This window comes from Streptomyces sp. NPDC050548 (assembly GCF_044457385.1).
GTDB lineage: Bacteria > Actinomycetota > Actinomycetes > Streptomycetales > Streptomycetaceae > Streptomyces.
The window spans coordinates 482,585-500,659 of the sequence record NZ_JBITGV010000005.1 but is presented as its reverse complement, the minus strand read 5'-3'; the positions used below and the strand labels follow the sequence as shown (position 1 = coordinate 500,659).

Annotated in this window: 15 protein-coding genes; 6 read left to right on the top strand and 9 right to left on the bottom strand. The window is 70.4% G+C overall.

Annotated elements, in window-relative coordinates:
* Positions 1-8: 8 nt before the first annotated feature.
* A complete protein-coding gene (locus ACIBJH_RS17875) occupies positions 9-665 on the top strand; it encodes a ThuA domain-containing protein (protein WP_399117789.1) in 657 nt (218 codons plus the stop codon).
* Positions 666-692: 27 nt separating this feature from the next.
* Here the strand turns inward: ACIBJH_RS17875 and ACIBJH_RS17870 are convergent, their stop codons facing one another.
* The 7 genes from ACIBJH_RS17870 to ACIBJH_RS17840 form a co-directional block, all read right to left on the bottom strand.
* A complete protein-coding gene (locus tag ACIBJH_RS17870; RefSeq protein ID WP_399117788.1) occupies positions 693-1,745 on the bottom strand; it encodes a LacI family DNA-binding transcriptional regulator in 1,053 nt (350 codons plus the stop codon).
* A 178-nt stretch (positions 1,746-1,923) separates the two neighbouring features.
* The gene (locus ACIBJH_RS17865; RefSeq protein WP_399117787.1) at positions 1,924-3,525 is read right to left on the bottom strand and encodes a family 43 glycosylhydrolase; all 1,602 of its coding nucleotides are present in this window, start codon (positions 3,523-3,525) and stop codon (positions 1,924-1,926) included.
* Positions 3,522-4,427, bottom strand: a complete 906-nt coding sequence (locus tag ACIBJH_RS17860; RefSeq protein WP_399117786.1) for a carbohydrate ABC transporter permease — start codon at positions 4,425-4,427, stop codon at positions 3,522-3,524. Before ACIBJH_RS17860 ends, ACIBJH_RS17865 begins: the two co-directional genes overlap by 4 nt.
* Positions 4,427-5,311 carry a carbohydrate ABC transporter permease gene (locus tag ACIBJH_RS17855; protein ID WP_399117785.1) on the bottom strand — a complete coding sequence of 295 codons (885 nt, stop codon included), beginning with the start codon at positions 5,309-5,311 and terminating at the stop codon, positions 4,427-4,429. Before ACIBJH_RS17855 ends, ACIBJH_RS17860 begins: the two co-directional genes overlap by 1 nt.
* Before the next feature lie 10 nt (positions 5,312-5,321).
* Positions 5,322-6,653, bottom strand: a complete 1,332-nt coding sequence (locus ACIBJH_RS17850; protein ID WP_399117784.1) for an ABC transporter substrate-binding protein — start codon at positions 6,651-6,653, stop codon at positions 5,322-5,324.
* A 190-nt stretch (positions 6,654-6,843) separates the two neighbouring features.
* The gene (locus ACIBJH_RS17845; RefSeq protein ID WP_399117783.1) at positions 6,844-7,935 is read right to left on the bottom strand and encodes a LacI family DNA-binding transcriptional regulator; all 1,092 of its coding nucleotides are present in this window, start codon (positions 7,933-7,935) and stop codon (positions 6,844-6,846) included.
* Positions 7,936-8,055: 120 nt separating this feature from the next.
* The gene (locus ACIBJH_RS17840) at positions 8,056-9,069 is read right to left on the bottom strand and encodes a hydroxyacid dehydrogenase (RefSeq protein WP_399117782.1); all 1,014 of its coding nucleotides are present in this window, start codon (positions 9,067-9,069) and stop codon (positions 8,056-8,058) included.
* 208 nt (positions 9,070-9,277) lie between these two features.
* Between ACIBJH_RS17840 and ACIBJH_RS17835 the strand changes: the two genes are divergently transcribed.
* Both ACIBJH_RS17835 and ACIBJH_RS17830 read left to right on the top strand, forming a co-directional pair.
* A complete protein-coding gene (locus ACIBJH_RS17835) occupies positions 9,278-10,855 on the top strand; it encodes a carboxylesterase/lipase family protein (protein WP_399117781.1) in 1,578 nt (525 codons plus the stop codon).
* Between the two features lie 177 nt (positions 10,856-11,032).
* On the top strand, positions 11,033-12,082 hold the full coding sequence (locus ACIBJH_RS17830; protein ID WP_399117780.1) for a LacI family DNA-binding transcriptional regulator: 1,050 nt from the start codon (positions 11,033-11,035) through the stop codon (positions 12,080-12,082).
* Here ACIBJH_RS17830 and mmuM read toward each other — a convergent pair.
* On the bottom strand, positions 12,069-12,995 hold the full coding sequence (mmuM, locus tag ACIBJH_RS17825) for a homocysteine S-methyltransferase (RefSeq protein WP_399117779.1): 927 nt from the start codon (positions 12,993-12,995) through the stop codon (positions 12,069-12,071). The two genes, ACIBJH_RS17830 and mmuM, sit on opposite strands and share 14 nt — an antisense overlap.
* 154 nt (positions 12,996-13,149) lie before the next feature.
* Between mmuM and ACIBJH_RS17820 the strand changes: the two genes are divergently transcribed.
* Positions 13,150-13,557 carry a hypothetical protein gene (locus ACIBJH_RS17820; protein ID WP_399117778.1) on the top strand — a complete coding sequence of 136 codons (408 nt, stop codon included), beginning with the start codon at positions 13,150-13,152 and terminating at the stop codon, positions 13,555-13,557.
* Positions 13,554-14,687, top strand: a complete 1,134-nt coding sequence (locus ACIBJH_RS17815) for an aminoglycoside phosphotransferase (RefSeq protein ID WP_399117777.1) — start codon at positions 13,554-13,556, stop codon at positions 14,685-14,687. The genes ACIBJH_RS17820 and ACIBJH_RS17815 overlap by 4 nt, the downstream gene beginning before the upstream one ends.
* A gap of 12 nt (positions 14,688-14,699) precedes the next feature.
* Here ACIBJH_RS17815 and ACIBJH_RS17810 read toward each other — a convergent pair whose 3' ends face one another.
* Positions 14,700-16,808: an autotransporter gene (locus tag ACIBJH_RS17810; RefSeq protein ID WP_399117824.1), complete on the bottom strand. Its 2,109-nt coding sequence runs from the start codon at positions 16,806-16,808 to the stop codon at positions 14,700-14,702.
* A 196-nt stretch (positions 16,809-17,004) separates the two neighbouring features.
* Between ACIBJH_RS17810 and ACIBJH_RS17805 the strand changes: the two genes are divergently transcribed.
* A complete protein-coding gene (locus tag ACIBJH_RS17805; RefSeq protein ID WP_399117776.1) occupies positions 17,005-18,075 on the top strand; it encodes a family 43 glycosylhydrolase in 1,071 nt (356 codons plus the stop codon).

Genomic DNA, 18,075 nt, shown 5'->3' with positions numbered 1-18,075 from the left:
TGCCCCGTATGGCTGTTGCCGCACCCCGCCTCCTCGCCTGCACCCGCACCACCGCCTACCGCCACGACTCCATCCCGGCCGCGGTGACCGCCCTGCGCACCCTCGGCCCCTTCGAGGTCACCGCCACGGAGGACCCGGCCGCCTTCGAACGCCCCCTGGACGACTACGCGGCCGTGGTCTTCCTCTCCACCAGCGGCGAGGTGCTCACCCCGGCGGGCCGCGAACACCTCGCGTCCTACGTCGAGTCGGGCGGCGGCTTCGTCGGCGTCCACGCGGCGGCCTGCACGGAGTACGACTGGCCGTACTACGGCGACCTCCTCGGCGCCCGCTTCGACCGGCACCCCGCCCATCAGCCCGGCAAGGCCGTGATCGAGGACCGCACCCACCCGGCCACCCGACACCTGCCCGCCGTATGGCAGTTCACCGACGAGTGGTACGACTTCCGCACCAACCCGAGGAGTTCGACGCACGTCCTCCTCAACGCCGACGAATCCTCCTACGAGGACGGCGGGATGGGCACCGACCACCCCCTGGCGTGGTGCCACGAGAAGGGCGCGGGCCGGGTCTTCTACACGGCCCTCGGTCACGCGGCGGAGGCGTACGAGGACCCGGACTTCCGGGCACACCTGCTGGGCGGGATCACCTGGGCGGCGCGGCTCGACTAGCGGTCCCGTGCACCACCGCGTCCGCGGTCACGCTCCACGGCTGGTCGGCACCCCCGTACTCGCCCGCTCCACCAACCGAGTCGACAACTCCGTCCGCGTGCTCTCCGGGCGGTCGCCGTCCATCATGCGGACCAGGAGGCGGAGCGCCGTGGCCGCCATCTCCGACAGTGGCTGCCGGACCGTGGTCAGCGCCGGAGTCACCCAGCGGGCCTCGGGCAGGTCGTCGAAGCCGACCACGCTGATGTCGTCCGGGACGCTCAACTCCCGTTCCGTCAGGGCCTCGTAGACGCCGAGTGCCATGCGGTCCGAGCAGACGAAGACCGCTGTCGGCGGCTCGGGCAGGTCGAGGAGTTCGCGCATGCGGGTGCGGGCCATGGCTTGGTCGAAGCCGCCGTGGCGGATGTAGTCCGGGCGCACGGGCACCCCGGCGGAGGCCAGCGCGGAGCGGTAGCCGGCGACGCGGGCGCTGCTGCACATCTTGTGCCGGTGACCGGCGATCACGGCGATCCGCTCGTGGCCCAGCGCCAGCAGATGCTCGGTCGCCGTCACCCCGCCGTGCCAGTTGGCCGCGCCCACGGACACCACACCCGGCGGCGGTTCCTGCACCGGGTCGATCATCACGAACGGGATGCGGTGCTGGTCGAGCCACGCGTACTGCGACGGCGTCAACTCGGCCAGATTGAACAGGACTCCGGAGGATCCCCTGCCGACGAGCTTGTCCAGCCAGCCCCGTTCGGGCCGGTCGGCCCGCGTCCGGGTCAGCCCGGCCGAGACCACCACCTCAAGCCCGGCCTCGTACGCCGCCTCCTCCACCCCGTGCAGCACCGCCCCCGACCAGGAACTCTCCAACGAGTGCACGACCAGGTCGACAAGTCCCGGCGCCTTGTTCGCGTCGAACCGCGGCCTGCGCACATAACCGAGCCGTTCCAACGCCTCCGTCACCCGCCGCCGGGTCTCCGGCGCCACGTCCTCCCGGCCGTTGACCACCTTCGAGGCCGTCGGCACGGACACCCCCGCCTCACGGGCCACGACCGCCAGCGTCGGCCCTGCCGTCATGCTCGCGCTCCCCGCACGGACCATCGGGAACCACCTCTCCAGCCCGCCCGAGGGCCATCGAAAGTTTCGACCAGCGCTGTTCCACGGCCCGACCACCAACCGATCAGAAAGCGCTTCCTACGATAGGTGCGCGTCAACACGGCGGGAAGACCAGGGAATTCACGTGATGACGGCGACCCGATCTTTCGAAACCCCGAACAGGTCAGCGGGGCGGGGTGCACTCCAGGCGAAAGCCGCCGAAGTCGGCGGTGAACTCCGCCCCGACGAGATCCACGGCATGGATCCCGGCCATCGTCCCGGTGAAGCGCAGCCGCGAGCCGTGGTCGTCCGAGAGCCGGCTGAAGTCCAACACCGGTCCCACCGGCACGCGTTCGCCGTCACGGACGTACCAGAACCACGCGTCGGCACCGTCGACCGTCGCCCCCAGCGTCACCGGCGCCCCGAACTCGACCTCGACGGCGGCCGCTTCACGCGTGACGTCCTCGTCCCGCTCCACCAGCCGCAGCACCGTGCGCCCGCTGCCGTCCCGCCACTGCTGCCCCCGCTGCCCCTCACCCTCGGGCTCCGCCCACGTCAGGTCCAGACTCAGATACGCGTCGGCGCCGTACCAGAGCACCAGCCCCGCCGCCTGCGTGAACGTCAACGGCCTTGCCTCTACGGTGACTTCGGCCTCCGCCCGATGCTCGGTGATCCGCTGGGCGAGCAGACTGTGCGCCCACCGCGACTCCGGCCCGTGCCGCCCGCGCAGCCGGATCCAGCCGGGGCGGGTGGTGGCATCGGCCCAGGACGGGTCGGGGTATCCGCGTGGACCGTTCCAAGGCCACCCCAACGGCCCTTCGGAGTACGCGACTTGATCGGGTGCTGCGGCGGGGCGTGTCGACACCGTGACCTCCTCCGCCGGGTGCCAGCCCCCGTCCCGCAACCTCGGCCAGCCCTCCGCGTCCCACGTCACCGCCTGGACCGCCGTCTCCCGGCCCAGGGTGCACCGAGGTCCGGCGGGTGTCTGGACCGGCCGTGCCGCCAAGTGGCTCAACACCCACTCGCCGCCCGGCAGTTCGACCAGCTCGCCGTGCCCCGCCTTCTGCAGGGCCACCGACGGATCGTCCCGGGACGTCAGCAGGGGACGGTCGTCGACCTCGTACGGACCGGTGACCGTACGGCCGCGCGCCACCAGTACGCCGTGCTCGAACCCGGTGCCGCCCTCCGCGAGGAGCAGGTAGTACCAGTCGCCCCGCCGCACCAACTTCGGCCCCTCGACGAGCCGTTCGTGCTGGAGCAGCAGACGGGTCGGGCCCGCCGGAGCGAGCGTGGACCGGTCCAACTCGGTCGCGACGATCCCCGCGAAGCGCCGGCCGCCGGGGCGGTGGTCGTTCTGCAGGTTGAGCAGCCACAGCCGGCCCTCGTCGTGGAACAGCGCCGGGTCGAAACCGTGGCTCACGACCCGTTGTGGAACGGTCCACTTCCCGCCGATGTCCGAGGCCGTGGTGACGTAGGTGTCGGCGTCGAAGTACGGCGTGCCGACCGAGCGGACGATCGAGTACGTCATCCAGAAACGCTCGCCGTCCCAGCTCAGCGAGGGCGCCCAGATACCGCCCGAGTCGGGGACACCGGCGAGGGAGTCGCCGGGGACCGCGCCCCGGACATGGCCCGCGTACTCCCAGTGCGCGAGATCCCGCGAGCGGTGGATCGGGATCGTCGGGAACCACTCGAAGGAACTGGTCGCCACGTAGTACCAGTCGCCGACCCTGACCATGGAGGGGTCGGGGGCGAAACCACGGACAACGGGGTTGTGCAGCAAGGTCACTTGAGGGCTCCCAGGGTGACGCCCGTGCGCCAGTACCGCCGCATCGCCACCATCATCACGGCCATCGGCACGATCGACAGGAGTGCGCCGGTCAGGACCAGGCCGGTGAGGTCGACGCCCGACTCCAGGCGTTTGCCGGACCAGTTGTAGAGGCCGATGTTGAGGGTCCAGTTGTTCTCGCCGCGCAGCACGGTGAGCGGCAGGAAGAAGGCGTTCCAGGTGTTCACGAACGCGAGCAGGAACACCGTGGCGCCGCCCGTCGTCATCATCCGCAGCACGATGCTGAAGAAGATGCGGAGTTCGCCCGCGCCGTCCAGGCGGGCCGCCTCCAGGAGTTCGAAGGGGATCGTGGCCTCGGTGTACACCTTGGCGAGGTAGACGCTGAACGGGTTGATCAGGCAGGGGATCAGCATCGCCCAGGGCGTGTCGACCAGGCCGATCTTCGAGAACATCAGGTACAGCGGCAGCGTGAGCAGCGCGATCGGGATCAGGAACGAGCCCACCACACACGCGAACACCGCACTGCGGCCCGGGAATTCGAAGCGCGCGAGGCCGTAGCCCGTGGCGAGGGCGATGAGTGTGCCGCCGAGGGAGCCGACGCCCGCGTACAGGAACGAGTTGGCGGTCCAGCGCAGGAAGATGCCGTTCTCGTAGGTGAAGACCTGGCGCAGGTTCTCCCACAGGTGCATGCCGGAGAACCAGAGGCCGTTGCTCTGATACAGCCCCGTGCGGTTCTTTGTGGCGGCGACGATCAGCCACCACACCGGGAACAGGCTGTAGGCGCTCGCCAGGACCAGACCGACGAGCAGGAAACGCTGGCCGCCACGTGAACGGGCCGCTGGATCGGGCTTGTTGAGGCGACGGATCTGCTGTGCCTTCCGGCGCTCCTCGGTGAGGGTCATCAGTCGGCCTCCTTCGCGGTGAGCCGGTAGAAGAGGAAGGAGGCGAGGCCGAGGATGAGGGCGAGGAGGACCGAAAGGGCCGCCGCGTAGTGGTAGTTGCCCGCGTTGAACGCCTGGTTGTAGATGATCATGATCGGCGTGAAGCTGTCGTTCACCGTCTGCGGAGTGACGTTCCGGAACAGCGCCGGCTCGTTGAAGATCTGCAGCATCTGGATGATCGAGAGCATCCCGGTCAGCACCAACGCCCCTCGTACGTAAGGGATTTTGATGCTCGTCGCGACCCGGAACTCGGAGGCGCCGTCCAGCCTGGCCGCCTCGAAGAGGTCGCGGGGCACGCCCTGGAGTGCCGAGTAGATGATGACCATGTTGTAGCCGATGCCGTGCCAGGTCAGCAGGTTGCCGATGGACGGCCACACCATCGAGGGCGCGAAGAAGTTCCAGGACAGGCCGAAGACCTTGCCCAGCGGGGTCAGCGGGCCGACGTCCGGGCTGTACAGGTTGATCCACACGATCGCCGCGACCACCCCGGGGATCATGTACGGCACGAGGAGCAGGATGCGGAAGCGGCCCGCGACCTTCGAGGACAGCGCGTCCAGGAAGAGTGCGAGGAGCAGGCTGACGAGCAGCATCACCGGGATCTGCACGCACGCGAAGAGCACCACGCGCAGTACCGAGTTCATGAACGCCGAGTCGGTCAGGCCCTGTTGGTAGTTGTGAAGGCCGGAGAACTTCTCCGTGGAGCCGCCGAGGCCGAGCCCGGACTGGTGTTCCACGAACAGCGACTCGTAGACGGCGTACCCGATCGGTATCAGGTAGAGGAACACGAAACCGAGCTGGAAGGGCACCGTGAACGCGGCACCCTTCCAGCGCTGGGAGCGAATCATCTGTGCTGCCTCAGCCCTTGACGCTGATACCGCGGGACTTCAGGTCCTTGACCGTCCACTCCTGCATGTGGGCCAGCAGATCGGTGACCTTCTCCTCCTTGTTCATCACCTTCGCCCAGCCCGTCTGGAGTTCGGTGAACATGGCGGTCCAGTCCGGGCCGAACACCCAGTCCGAGGTGACCGTGCCGAGGCTGTCGGTGACGACCTTCTTCGCGGGCTCGTAGTTCGTGCCGAGCAGCTTGTCGGAGATCGCCTCCGCGACATACGCGTTGCTGTCCGCGAGTGCCGGCATCACACCGTTGCCGGTGGTCGGGCTCGCCATCGTCTTCACCGCGCCGGTGTCGGTCGACATCCACAACGCGGCCTCGGCGGCCTGCTGTTGGTGCGCGCACTGCTTGGTCACCAGGGTGACGCCACCGCTCTGGTTGGTGCCGGCGGGCGTCTTGGCGGCCTCGCCCGCGAACGTCGGCCAGGGTGACAGCGCCCACTTGCCGTCGGACTTGGTGAAGTTCTGCACCATGCCCGCCATCTGCCAGGTGGAGATCTGCCGGGTCGCGGTGCCGCCGTTGTCGTAGTTGCGCTGTACGGCCGCGTAGTCGGCGAACGACAGCTTGGAGGCGAGGTCGTTGTCGACGATGTCCTGGATCACCTTGGCCGCCTTGAGGCTGCCCGCGTCCTGGAAGTCCACCTTCCAGGAGTTGCCGTCGATGGCGTACCAGTGCGCCCCGGCCTGCATGGAGAGCACCTCCAGGGTGCTCGGGTCCTCACCGGCGTAGTTGGTGATCTTGATGCCGTGCTTCTTCAGCACCTTGCCCGCGGCGATGAACTCGTCCCAGGTCGTGGGTGCCTTCAGGCCGTACTTCTGGAAGATGTCGGTGCGGTAGATCGTGAAGGCGGGGGCCGAACTCGTCGGCACGCCATAGGACTTGCCCTGCACCTGCGCGCTGGCCCATGAGCCCGCGTTGAACTTGTCCTTGTCGGCGGAGACGTACTTCGAGATGTCGGCGAGCGCGCCCTGCGAGACCCAGGTGGTCACGTACTCCGCCGTGTTCTGCACCAGGCAGGGCGCGTTGCCGGCCTTGACCGCGTTGGTGAGCTGCTTCTGCATCGTCAACTGGTCGGTGACCTTGGTGTACTTGAGCTGGATGTCCTTGTGCGAGGCGTTGAACGCCTTCACTACGGCGTCCTGGCCGTTGGCCCAGCCCCAGAAGGGGAGGGTGACCGGACCGGAGGACGTCTTGTCTCCCGAGCCGGATCCGCCGCAGGCGGAGAGCAGACCTGTGAGTGCGAGGCCCGCGACGGCTGCCCGAGCGAACCTTCTCCGGGGACTGGTGAAGTTCATCAGACCGTGTTCCTTCGGAAGAGAAGAGGTAGAAACCGGTTGCTTGGAAGGTAGACATCGTGGGCTGTTCGGAGCAAGAGGTGTGCAGCGACTTGTTTCGACAGCCCAGGACAGACCCCGTCCGGCCTGGGACTTTGAAGAGAAACCGGTTACGTAACGCCCTGGTTCCGTGTGCTTTCCGTGTGCTGAACTAGTCCCGTCGAGCGGGCGGTCGGACCGAGTTGCGTACGACGACGTGCGTGCCGAGGACCAGATGGTCGCCGTCGCTTCCCCTGCGCCGGCCCGTGCCGCCGCCCTCGCGCCGGTCCGCCACCGCGCGCAGCGCGACCCGGCCCATCTCCTCGTACGGGACGTGCACGGTGGTCAGCTGAGGGGTGAGCTGGGAGGCCAGCGGGATGTCGTCGTAGCCGACGATCGACACGTCCTCGGGCACGCGCAGTCCTCCCGCGCGCAGCGCCTGCATGGCACCCGCCGCGACCACGTCGGTGCCCGCGAGCACCGCGGTGAAGTCCACCCCCGCCTTCAGACTCTCCTCGACCGCCTCGAATCCGTGCTCGTAGTCGTAGGGACCGTGCCGCACCATGCCCGGGTCGAACGGCACGCCGTACGCCTCGAAGGCCCGTTGCGCCCCCCTCAACCGGCCCTGTGCCGTGGTGAGTTCGGCGTGCCCGGGCAGCAGCAGGACCCGGCGGTGGCCGGCCGAGAGGAGGTGGCTGGCCATGGCGTAGGCGCCGCCCTCGTTGTCGTAGTCGACCGTCGTGGCCGGGACGTCGCCCTCCAGTGGCGGGCGGCCGACGAGCACGAGGTGCGAGCCGGCCGCGTCGAGGGAGCGGGCGAAGCGGGCCATGCGCAGCTGGTACTCGTCGACGTCGTAGGCGCCGCCGAGCAACACCACGGCGGCGACGCCCTGTTGGCGCATGAGGTTGACCAGCGCGAGTTCGCGCTCGGGGTCGTCGCCGGTGGTGCCGACCAGGGAGAGCCAGCCGCGCAGCGTGGCCGCGCCCTCAACTCCCTTGGCCACATGGGCGAATGCCGCGCCCGTGATGTTGTTGATGAGGATCGCCACGGTCGGTGTGCCGCCGCCGGCCAGGGAACGGGCATGCGCGTTGGTGACGTAGTCGAGGTCGCCGACCACCTTCATCACCCGGCGGCGCAGCTCCTCCGACACCGGATAGTTCCCGGACAGCACGCGCGAGACGCTCGCCACCGAGACCCCGGCGCGCTCCGCCACGTCCCGGATCGTGGCCCGGCCGACGTCGCCCGATGTCTTGCGCTGACTCACCGTGGCGACTCCTTCGCGGTATCGGCTTCCCCACCGGGCGCGCGAGGCTCTGCTCCCGCGCCCGTCCGGAAACCGTATCCCATCGTTGTTCCAGGCAGGCGGGCCTGTGGACGGCGCGGATCAGGCGACACGGGCCAGGTCCGCGTGCCGTACCTCGTGGGCGAGCGGCAGGTCCGCGGCCAGCCGCTCCACCTCGTCGACGACGATGGCGCCGAGCCGTGCCAGCTCGTTGCCGAGCGAGCCCGCGATGTGGGGGGTGAGGAAGACGTTCGGCAGCTGGTAGAGCGGGGACGCGGCGGGCAGTGGCTCGGGTTCGGTGACGTCCAGGATCGCGGTCAGCCGGCCGGACAGCAGCTCGTCGGTGAGGGCGTCGTGGTCGATCAGGGCGCCCCGGGAGGTGTTGATCAGCACCCCGCCGTCCCGGATGAGGGCGAGCCGCCCGCGGTCGAGCATGCGCTGGGTCTCGGGGATGTCGGGGGCGTGCAGGCTGACGATGTCGCTGTTGCTCAACAGGTGGTCCAGCGGCAGGAGTTCGGCACCGAGCACGGCGGCCTCGGTGGCGCTGACGTAGGGGTCGTGCAGGAGGACCTCGAAGTCGTAGGGCCGCAGCAGTTCGAGCAGGCGGCGGCCCACCCGGGAGGCGCCGATGACGCCGATCCGGCGGCCGAGGTTGCCGATCGCGGCGGTCTCGGCGGGCGTCGGGTACGCGTGCGCGTGCCGGAAGCGCTCCCGCTGCGCGAAGGTGTCCTTCCCGGCGAGCAGGATCATCGCGAGGGTGTACTCGGCGACCGGCAGCGCGTTGCCGGTGACCGCGCTGGACACGGTCACCCCGCGTTCCCACAGGGCCTCGCCGACCAGTGAGCGGACCGAGCCCGCCGCGTGCAGCACGGCCCGCACCCGGGGTGCCGCCGCCAGGGCGCCCGCGTCGAGGTGCGGGCAGCCCCAGCCGGTGATCAGGACCTCGGCCCCGGCCAGGGCCCCGGCGGCCTCGGGGGCGGCGAAGTCCCGTACGACGAGCCCGGGGTCGATCTCGGCGGTCTGCCGGAGCCGTGCCATCAGGGGTGGGGGGAAGAGCAGGGGCAGGTGCACCGGATCCATGGCGAACACGGCCCTCGGCGGCTGGGCGCTGGGCATGACCCTCCAGTACGAGGCAGGAAACGTTTTCTGAAAGCGTCTTCTACCGTAGATCTGCCGGGGAGCGGGGGTCAATCGGTGAGAGAGGGCGCAGCGGACGGAAACTTTGCGTGACCCGGCCGGCGGAGTCCGTCCGCCGGAATAGCGGGCCGCGATGTGATGCTCTGATGAGCGTGGTTCACGAGCGCGGTGAGGAGCTGGTGGGCAGATGACGGCAGAGCGGACGAACCCCGTGGTCGGGACCCCCTACGGGGCGGTGCGCGGCCGGTACGAGAACGGGATCGCGGTCTTCAGAGGCATCCCCTACGCGGCGCCCCCCTTCGGCCCGCGCAGATTCCGCCCGCCCGTCCCGCCCGAGCCCTGGACCGGAGTGCGCGACGCGCTCGCCTTCGGCCCCACCCCGCCGAAACCGCCGTACTCCGACGCCTTCGCCAAACTGCTCTCCGACCCCGTCGTCCCCGGCGACGACTGCCTCAACCTCAACGTGTGGACCCCCGAGCCCGGCCTCGGCGCCCGGCTGCCGGTCATGGTGTGGCTGCACGGCGGCGCGCTCACCCGGGGCTCCTCGGCCGTCCCCGTCTACGACGGACACGCCTTCGCCCGCGACGGAGTCGTGTTCGTCTCGGTCAACTACCGCCTGGGCGTGGAGGGTTACGGCCTCTTCCCGGACGCGCCCGCCAACCCCGGCCTGCGCGACCAGCTCGCCGCGCTGCGCTGGGTGCACGAGTCGGTCGCGGCGTTCGGCGGCGACCCCGACCGGATCACCCTCGCCGGTCAGTCCGCCGGCGCGATCAGCGCCGGCGCCCTGCTCGCCGCCCCGCAGGCCCAGGGACTCGTACGACGGGCCGTCCTGCAGAGCGGCCCTCCGGAGGCCTTCGACCGCGACAAGGTACGGCGGATGGTGCGCCGGATGGCGACCCGGCTGAAGGTCCCCGCCACCGCCGAGGCCTTCGCCGCCGTCGACCGCGAACTGCTGCTGCGCACCCAGGCGGAGGTCGGCAGGCTCAGCAGCCCGGTGCTCGGCGGGCCCACGTTCGGGATCGTCATCGACGGTGAACTGGTGCCCCGCGACCCGCTGGAGGCGCTCATCGACGGTCAAGTCGCCCGGGACGTCGACCTGTTGATGGGCTGGACCCGCGACGAGTACCGGCTGTGGCTGGTCCCCGGCGGCCTGCACGAGCGCGTCGACCGGCTCGGCGCGGTCGCCCTGGCCGGTGCGATGGCCCGCTGCCACTGCGGAGTCGAGGTTCCGCGCGGCTACCGCGCCCTGCACCCCGGAGCCGGCACCGCCGAGACCGTCGGCCAGCTCGTCACCGACCACCTGCTGCGCTACCCGCTGCACCGCCTCGCCGACGCCCGCCCCGGAAACGCCCGCCTCTACGAGTTCGCCTGGCCCTCCAACCTCCCCGACCTCGGCTCCTGCCACGCCCTCGAACTCGGCTTCGTCTTCGACACCGGCGACATCCCCGAGGCCGCCAGACTCGCGGGCGAGGGCGCGCCCCAGGACCTCGCCGACACCATGCACGCGGCCTGGGTGCGGTTCGCCCTGGACGGTGACCCGGGCTGGCGGGCCTGGGACGACTCGCACCCGGTCCAGATCTTCGGCGAGGGCGCGCCCTACGTCGCCGACGGCCCCCGCGACCCCGAGTTCGCCCTGTGGGCGGCCGACGCGACGGCACGCGAGCCGGCGGTCCCGGTCGTGGGCACGCCCGCACGGGGTGCCGTAGAACTGCGGTCGGTCGTACGGCGGTTGCGGCGCACCGGGGATGTGCCGAAGTCGTCGTGAGCGGGCGGATACGGGACGGAAACCGGTTTCTCAACGCCAGTTGTCGACGACCGCCGTGCTGACACAGGCGCATTGGCCGACGCACGCCCCTCCTCCCGACCCTCGCTCGCTGCTACCCTCCGCGCAGGGAACCGGTTGCCGGACGTGTTCCCGCAGGCAGGGGAGGGGCGGCGGCGCATGACGAGGAAGAGCCAGGACGCGAGCGGGAGCACCATCCGGGACGTGGCGGCCCGCGCCGGGGTGTCCGCCTCCACGGTGTCGCGGGTGCTCGGCGGCGAGTACCCGGTGAGCACGGCGACCCGCACCCGCGTGCTGCGGGCCGTACGCGAACTGGACTACGTCGCCGACGCCCGCGCCAAGGCCATCGCGGGCGTCGGGACACCGACCCTCGCCTTCGTCCTGGAGGACATCACGGGACCGTCGTTCGCGCTGATGGCGCACGGTGTGGAGCGCGAGGCGACCCGGCGCGGGCATCTGTGCCTGGTGTGCAGCACGGAGGGCGACGTCCAGCGCGAACTGGACTTCATCGAGACCATGCGCGCCCAGCGCACCGCCGCCGTCATCCTCGTCGGCGGCACCGCCGACACCCCCGAGTACCGCACCCGAACCCGCCGTATCGCCGACTCGCTCGCGGCGGCCGGCTCGCGGCTCGTGCTGTGCGGACGCCCGCCGCTGGGCCCGGGCGCACCGGTCACGGTCATCGAGTACGACAACGAGGGCGGCGCCTACGCCCTGGTCGCGCACGTCCTGGCCCAGGGCCACCAGCGCGTCCTGTTCCTCGGCGGCAAGCCCGACCACGCGACCGCGCAGGGCCGCGAGCGGGGATACCTCGCCGCCCATCGCGCCCGCGGCCTCGAATCCGACCCGGAACTCCTGCTCCACGGCGACTTCACCCGCGACTCGGGCCACCGCCTGATGCGCCAGGCGCTGAGCCGGAAACTGGAGTTCACCGCGGTGGTCGCCGCCACCGACATGGTCGCGGCGGGCGCGCTCACCGCCCTGCACGAGGCGGGCCTGAGCGTCCCCGGCGACGTCTCACTGGCCGGCTACGACGACATCCCCTTCGCCCGTGACCTGTACCCCGCCCTGACGACGGTCCACGTCCCCTACGAGGAGCTGGGCCGCCTCGCGGTACGCACCGCGCTGGGCCGCACACCGGAGTCCCCGGACGAGCACCTGCTGCTGGGTACGCACGTGGTCGTACGGAACTCGATCACGACGCTGTGAGCGTCCGGCGGATGTCCGCGATCGCCTCGGGCCCCACCCGGCAGCACCCGCCGATCAGCCGCGCGCCGGCCTCCCGCCAGCCCTCGACCTGCTCGGCGGTGAAGGTGGAACGCCCCGTCCACGCACGGGAGTTGGCGTCCCACGTCTCACCGCTGTTCGGGTAGACGACGACCGGCTTCCCGGTGACGCGGGCCGCGATCCCGACCGCGCCGTCGACGTCCTCGGGGGCGCTGCAGTTCACTCCGACCGCGATGATCTCGTCCGCGTCGGCGGCCAGGGCGAACGCCTCCTCCAGCGGCTGCCCGGCGCGGGTGCGGTCCCCGGCGATCGAGTACGACAGCCAGGCGGGTGTCCGCAGCCCGCGCACCGCCCGCAGCAGCGCCTCGGCCTCGTCGGTGTCCGGAATGGTCTCGAAGGCCAGCACGTCAGGACCGACGAGGTCCAGCACCTCCAGGCGCGGCCGGTGGAAGGCCTCCAGCTCGGCCACGCTCAGCCCGTACCGGCCCCGGTACTCGGAGCCGTCCGCGAGCATCGCGCCGTACGGTCCGACCGAGGCCGCCACGTACAGGGGCCGCCTGCTGCCCCGCCGTCCGGCCCCCACCGCCGCGTCGATACCCAACTCCACGCTCTCGGCCATGAGTTGGGCCGCCCGGTCATGCTTGATGCCGCGTCTCGCGAAGCCCTCGAAGGTGGCCTGGTAGCTGGCGGTGATCGCCACGTCGGCGCCCGCCTCGAAGTACGCGAGATGCGCCTCGGCGATCGCCTCGGGCCGGTCCGCGAGCAGCCGCGCCGACCACAGCTCGTCGCTCAGATCGTGCCCGGCCGCCCCGAGCTGGTTGGACAGCCCGCCGTCGAGAACGAGCGTTCCGGCGGCGAGGGCGTCGGCGAGGAGAGGAGCGGTGTCGCTGGTCATGTCTCGACGCTAGTCGATACGGCCGCCGACGCGGACTGCGTCCAGCTGGTGAACGGATTGCCCGGCATGCGATACGTCTGTTCCGGTGTACGACGATCTGGTGGTCGTGTCCCCGACCTGCGAAGCTTGCGTGTACACGTCTTGAGGAGGCTCTGTGGTCTACGCGGAAGGGATGGCCCGGTTCACGTTGGCGCCCGCCGCCCGTGAGCTGTTGCGCCTGTCGGCCGACGGTGAGGAACACTCCATGACGATCCCCTACGGAGGCGACGACTTCACTCTGTACGCCCACCTCAGGGCCCGCCGGACGGCACCCGGCCAGGGCGAGGTGGGTGTGGCGTGCTGGATCGTCAGCATCGACCTGGCCCGCTTCTTCAGCAGCACCCCTCCGGCCGAGAACGAGACCCGACTGCCCCCGGAGGGGACGGCCACACCGGACGGCGCCTTCACCATCGAAGCGGCCCGCCACCTGGCCGCCTCCCTGAACGCCCTCGACGGTCCCCGCTCCCCGACCAACGGCGACGGCCATCGCACGATGACCGTTCCCGTCGACGTCCCGGATTGACGGGAAACCGCCAGGCCGCGGGCGACACGGATGTCGTGCACGCCGAAGCCCGCGAGATCCTCGGCCCGTTCACCGGACCGGTCTCCGCGACATCGCTCACCCACAATCCCAAGAACGGTGTCACCGCGGGCGTCTGGTCCGTCTCCGCCGGCGACCGTACGGCCGTCCTCAAGGTGCTCACCCGCACGAAGAACGCCACCGGTCGCTGGGCGGCCTCCGACGACCCCCGGCACTGGAACTACTGGCACCGCGAGGCCGACGTCTACGACTCCGGGCTCGCGCAGACCTGGCAGCCGCACGGCATCCGCGCGCCCCGGCTGCTCGGCAGGGTCCAACGGGCCGACGGGGACGTGGCGTTGTGGCTGGAGCAGGTGCGCGGCGAGCCGGGCACCGCCTGGCCGCTCGCCCGGCACGTCGAACACGCCCGCCGCCTCGGTGCCGCGCAGGGAGCCGCACCCGCACGCGACGAACCCTGGCTCTCGCAGCGCTTCCTGCGCCAGTACATCGGCAGCAACACCCGCGGCGAGGAACTCCTGGACGACGACGAGGCCTGGCAACAGCCCCTGGTCCGCGACCACTTCCCGCCCGGACTGCGCCAGGCCATGGTCCGGCTGCACCACGACCGCGAGTGGTTTCTGCAGATCATGGAGGGGCTGCCGCGGGTCTTCAGCCATCTCGACCAGTGGCCGGCCAACGTCCGTTCCGACGGTCCGGACAGCGTCCTGTTCGACTGGGCCTTCGCCGGCGACGGCGCCCTCGGCGAGGACCTCGGCAACTACCTCCCCGACTCCGTCTTCGACCTGTTCGTCCCGGCCGCCGACCTGCCCGGACACGCGATGCGGGCCTATGAGGCGTATCTGCACGGCCTGCGCGAGTCGGGCAGCCGGGTCGACGAACGGCTCGTGCGCCTCGGGGTGTGCGCCTCGGCCGTGAAGTACGACTGGCTCACCGCCCTCATGCTCGCCCGCGCGAGCGAGCAGCAACTCGACTACGGCGGTGAGCGCGGTGTCTCCGCCGAACTCCGGTACCGGGAGCGGGGGTTGACCCTCGCCTTCCTCGCCGGATGGGCCGCCGAGGCGCGTGCGCTGGCCCCGGAGCTGGGCTTCCCCAAGGCCCCGAGCGGTCGATAGTTCTACGACGTTCTACGCCGCGTGCCGCCCGCCCCCGCGACTGCCCCCACCCCGGGTGCGTTTGGTCGCCGGGACCAACAGGGCGCCCAGGAGGCCGAGTCCGAGGGCGTAGGGCCACCAGCCGAAGCCGGCGCCTCGGGCGGTGTTCTCGGTACGGGCCTCGGTGATCGTCGTCCCGGACGACGACTTGGGGCGGGCGGTGGGGGAGGAGGAGCTGCTCGCGGTGACGGCGGTCAGGACGACGTCGTTGCCGTCGCCGCCCCGGTAGCTGATCCGGTACGTCGTGTCGGCGAACTTGAGCTTGCTGCCCTCGCGAAGTCCCCTGAAGGAACCGGTCGTTGGGGCGTCGCCCGTGTGATTGACGATCGTCACGGTCCGTGCGGGATGCGTACCGGCGGCCGAGAGGTCGAGGTCGCCGGCCAGGACGATCTTGCCCGCGACCTTCAATGGTTTGTCGCGCAGAATCAGTTCGCCCTTCGTGCTCTGCGTGTAGTTCCCGGTCACGGTCAACCCGGTCGTCACCACGCTGTCGTTCCTCACCGAACCCTTCACTGCGCCCACACCGGTCAGTTCAGTCGCCACACGCAGGCCAGCCGTCCCCACGTCCAGCCGCGCGCCCGCCGAGGTGAGGCGGATCGCCCTGCTGTGGACGAGAGTTGCCCCCGAGCGGAGCGCCAGCGTGCCCTTCGAGACCGTCGTCGTCCCCGTGTACGTGACCGCCGTGCCCGTCAGTGTCGTCGTCGCGGCGCCGGACTGGACCAGGGACCCCTTGCCGGAGAGGTAGGACAGTTTCACGGGGAGTGACACGTTCCGTGCGACAAGGGTCCCGTCGTCGACGATCCGCCGTCCCTCCGCGCCGGTCAGCAGCCCGCCGTCGCCGCCCCGCTTCCCGGACCCCAGCCGCAGCACCGCCCCCTTCTCCACGGTCGTCGACCCGTCGTAGTACTGCGGCGCCGCGAAGGTCACGTCGTTGCCGCGCGTCCCCGCCACGACGATGTCCCCGGCGCCGGGCGCGGCCAGCGTGTCGTGGTACTTGCCGCCGCCGATCGGAGCACCCAGGGTGACCGGACCGTCGTAGTCGAAGGTCAGTCTGGACCGGACCCCGCTCGCCGTGTGGAGGTTGATGTAGACGGTGTCCTTGGTGCCCGGCATGAAGATCTGGTGGGTGGTGCCGTCGCCCCACTGGACGTTCGCGCCCTCGATGTTGGTGCCGCGCTTGTTCAACTGGTGGGCGATCGCACGCCAGTTGAGGCCAGGGTCACTGATTGACGGATTGGTGTCGCCGCCCTGGTCGCTGTAGCTGTACTGGCCGGTGAGGACGACCTTGCTGCCCGGCCGGGAGTGGACGTTGACGTCGCTGCCGTACTCGCGCTGATAGAAGTTCTGGCGCAGGGTGATCGTCTGGTACAGCGGGGTGTCGATGATCCAGGAGCCCTGGTTGAGGATCGCGCGGGCGTCGGGCAACGCCACCGGGTACTCGGGGCGGCCGACCGCCATGCCGGTGCCGTTGTCGATGACCCCTGAAAAGGGGTGAGTTCCGGCGAGGTCGAGGGTGCCCCACATGTTGCGGGGCTGGGTGACCAGGCCCGAGCCGCTGATGGTGCCGATGTTGAAGGTGCGGGTCAGGGAGAGACGGAGGGTGCCGTCGACCCGGACGTTCAACTCGTTGAGCTGGTAGCCGGGCGTGCTGTACGGGAAGTGGCCGATCAGGCCGGTGCCACCACCCGTGCCGTACTGGAGAGTTGTGCCCCGCTCGACCGTGATCGCGGGCGGGTCCGGGTTGCTGACCGTTGTGTACGGGTGGTTGCCGCCCTGGGTGGTCACCTTCTGCCGCTGCCGGGCCGCCGGGAGCGTGAAGTCGCTGTCCCTGGTGAGGACGAGCGTCCCGCCGCCGCGCACGGTCAGCGTGCCCTGGCCGCGGAACACCCCGTCGTACGTCGTCGTCCCGGACGGCACGGTGACCACCGTGTCGCCGGTGAGCGTGACATCGCGGTCCGCGAGGACATCGGCGGTCGCGTCACGGGTGCCGGCGGCGGATGCCGGGGGAGCGGAGACGAGGAGGGCGGCGACCGCGGCGAGGGCGCCGGCGGCGGCTGCTGTCGTGTGGATATGGCTGCGCACGGGAGTGGAGACGGGTCGGGGCACCCCGGGATAACAGAAATTTCGGCCGGAGACGAAAGGATGGGGAAAGCGCTCTCTCTTTGTCTCGTCGGACCCGTTGACCTCGTGGTGACACACCCTTACCTTTTCGGCGTTCGAAGTCGTTCGTAATGACAGATGGTGTTCGCCACCTCGAACGTTTCCGAGAGGCAGTTGTATGAGCCGCAACGACGAACTGCCCCATGCCCCCGGCCGAAGGCTGCTGCTGAAGGGAGCCGCTCTGGCCGCGGGCGCCCTGGCCGTCGCCGCGGCCCCGGCGACCGCGTCCCCGAAAGCAGCCCCGTTCGTGAACCCGCTCGTCCGCCAGCGCGCCGACCCGTACATCCACCGGCACACCGACGGCCACTACTACTTCACCGCCACCGTCCCCGAGTACGACCGCATCGTTCTGCGCCGCTCCCGCACGCTCAACGGCCTCGCCACCGCGGCCGAGTCGGTGATCTGGACCAAGCACGCGACCGGCGTGATGGGCGCCCACATCTGGGCTCCGGAGCTCCATCGCATCGGCGGCAAGTGGTACGTCTACTTCGCCTCCGCGCCCGCCGAGAGTATCTGGGACATCCGCATCTGGGTCCTGGAGAACGCCAACCCCGATCCCTTCCAGGGCACTTGGGAGGAGAAGGGTCAGCTCAGGACGGCCTGGGAGACCTTCTCCCTGGACGCCACCACCTTCACCCACCGAGGCACCCGCTATCTCGCCTGGGCCCAGCACGAGCCCGGCATGGACAACAACACCGCCCTGTGGCTGTCGAGAATGGCGAACCCGTGGACCCTGACGGGCCCTCAAATACGCCTGTCCACACCCGAGTACGACTGGGAGACCGTCGGCTACAAGGTCAACGAGGGCCCGGCCGTCATCGCCCGCAACGGCCGCCTGTTCCTTTCCTACTCGGCCAGCGCCACCGACTGGCACTACTGCATGGGCCTGCTGACCGTCGACGCGAACGCCGACCTCATGGACCCGGCGAACTGGTCCAAGTCACCGACCCCCGTCTTCACCAGCAACGACGCCACCGGGCAGTACGGCCCCGGCCACAACTGCTTCACGGTCGCCGAGGACGGCCGCAGCGACGTCCTCGTCTATCACGCGCGCCAGTACAAGGAGATCACGGGCGATCCCCTGAACGACCCCAACCGCCACACCCGGGTCCAGCTCCTCGGCTGGCACCCCGACGGCACCCCCGACTTCGGCGTCCCCGTGGCCGACACGGTGAAGGAGAGTGTGTGA

Coding starts and splice junctions, on each gene's coding strand:
- ACIBJH_RS17875 (WP_399117789.1), top strand. CDS start 9: ATGGCTGTTGCCGCACCCCGCCTCCTCGCCTGCACCCGCACCACCGCC.
- ACIBJH_RS17870 (WP_399117788.1), bottom strand. CDS start 1,745: ATGGTCCGTGCGGGGAGCGCGAGCATGACGGCAGGGCCGACGCTGGCG.
- ACIBJH_RS17860 (WP_399117786.1), bottom strand. CDS start 4,427: ATGACCCTCACCGAGGAGCGCCGGAAGGCACAGCAGATCCGTCGCCTC.
- ACIBJH_RS17855 (WP_399117785.1), bottom strand. CDS start 5,311: ATGATTCGCTCCCAGCGCTGGAAGGGTGCCGCGTTCACGGTGCCCTTC.
- ACIBJH_RS17850 (WP_399117784.1), bottom strand. CDS start 6,653: ATGAACTTCACCAGTCCCCGGAGAAGGTTCGCTCGGGCAGCCGTCGCG.
- ACIBJH_RS17840 (WP_399117782.1), bottom strand. CDS start 9,069: ATGCCCAGCGCCCAGCCGCCGAGGGCCGTGTTCGCCATGGATCCGGTG.
- ACIBJH_RS17835 (WP_399117781.1), top strand. CDS start 9,278: ATGACGGCAGAGCGGACGAACCCCGTGGTCGGGACCCCCTACGGGGCG.
- ACIBJH_RS17830 (WP_399117780.1), top strand. CDS start 11,033: ATGACGAGGAAGAGCCAGGACGCGAGCGGGAGCACCATCCGGGACGTG.
- mmuM (WP_399117779.1), bottom strand. CDS start 12,995: ATGACCAGCGACACCGCTCCTCTCCTCGCCGACGCCCTCGCCGCCGGA.
- ACIBJH_RS17805 (WP_399117776.1), top strand. CDS start 17,005: ATGAGCCGCAACGACGAACTGCCCCATGCCCCCGGCCGAAGGCTGCTG.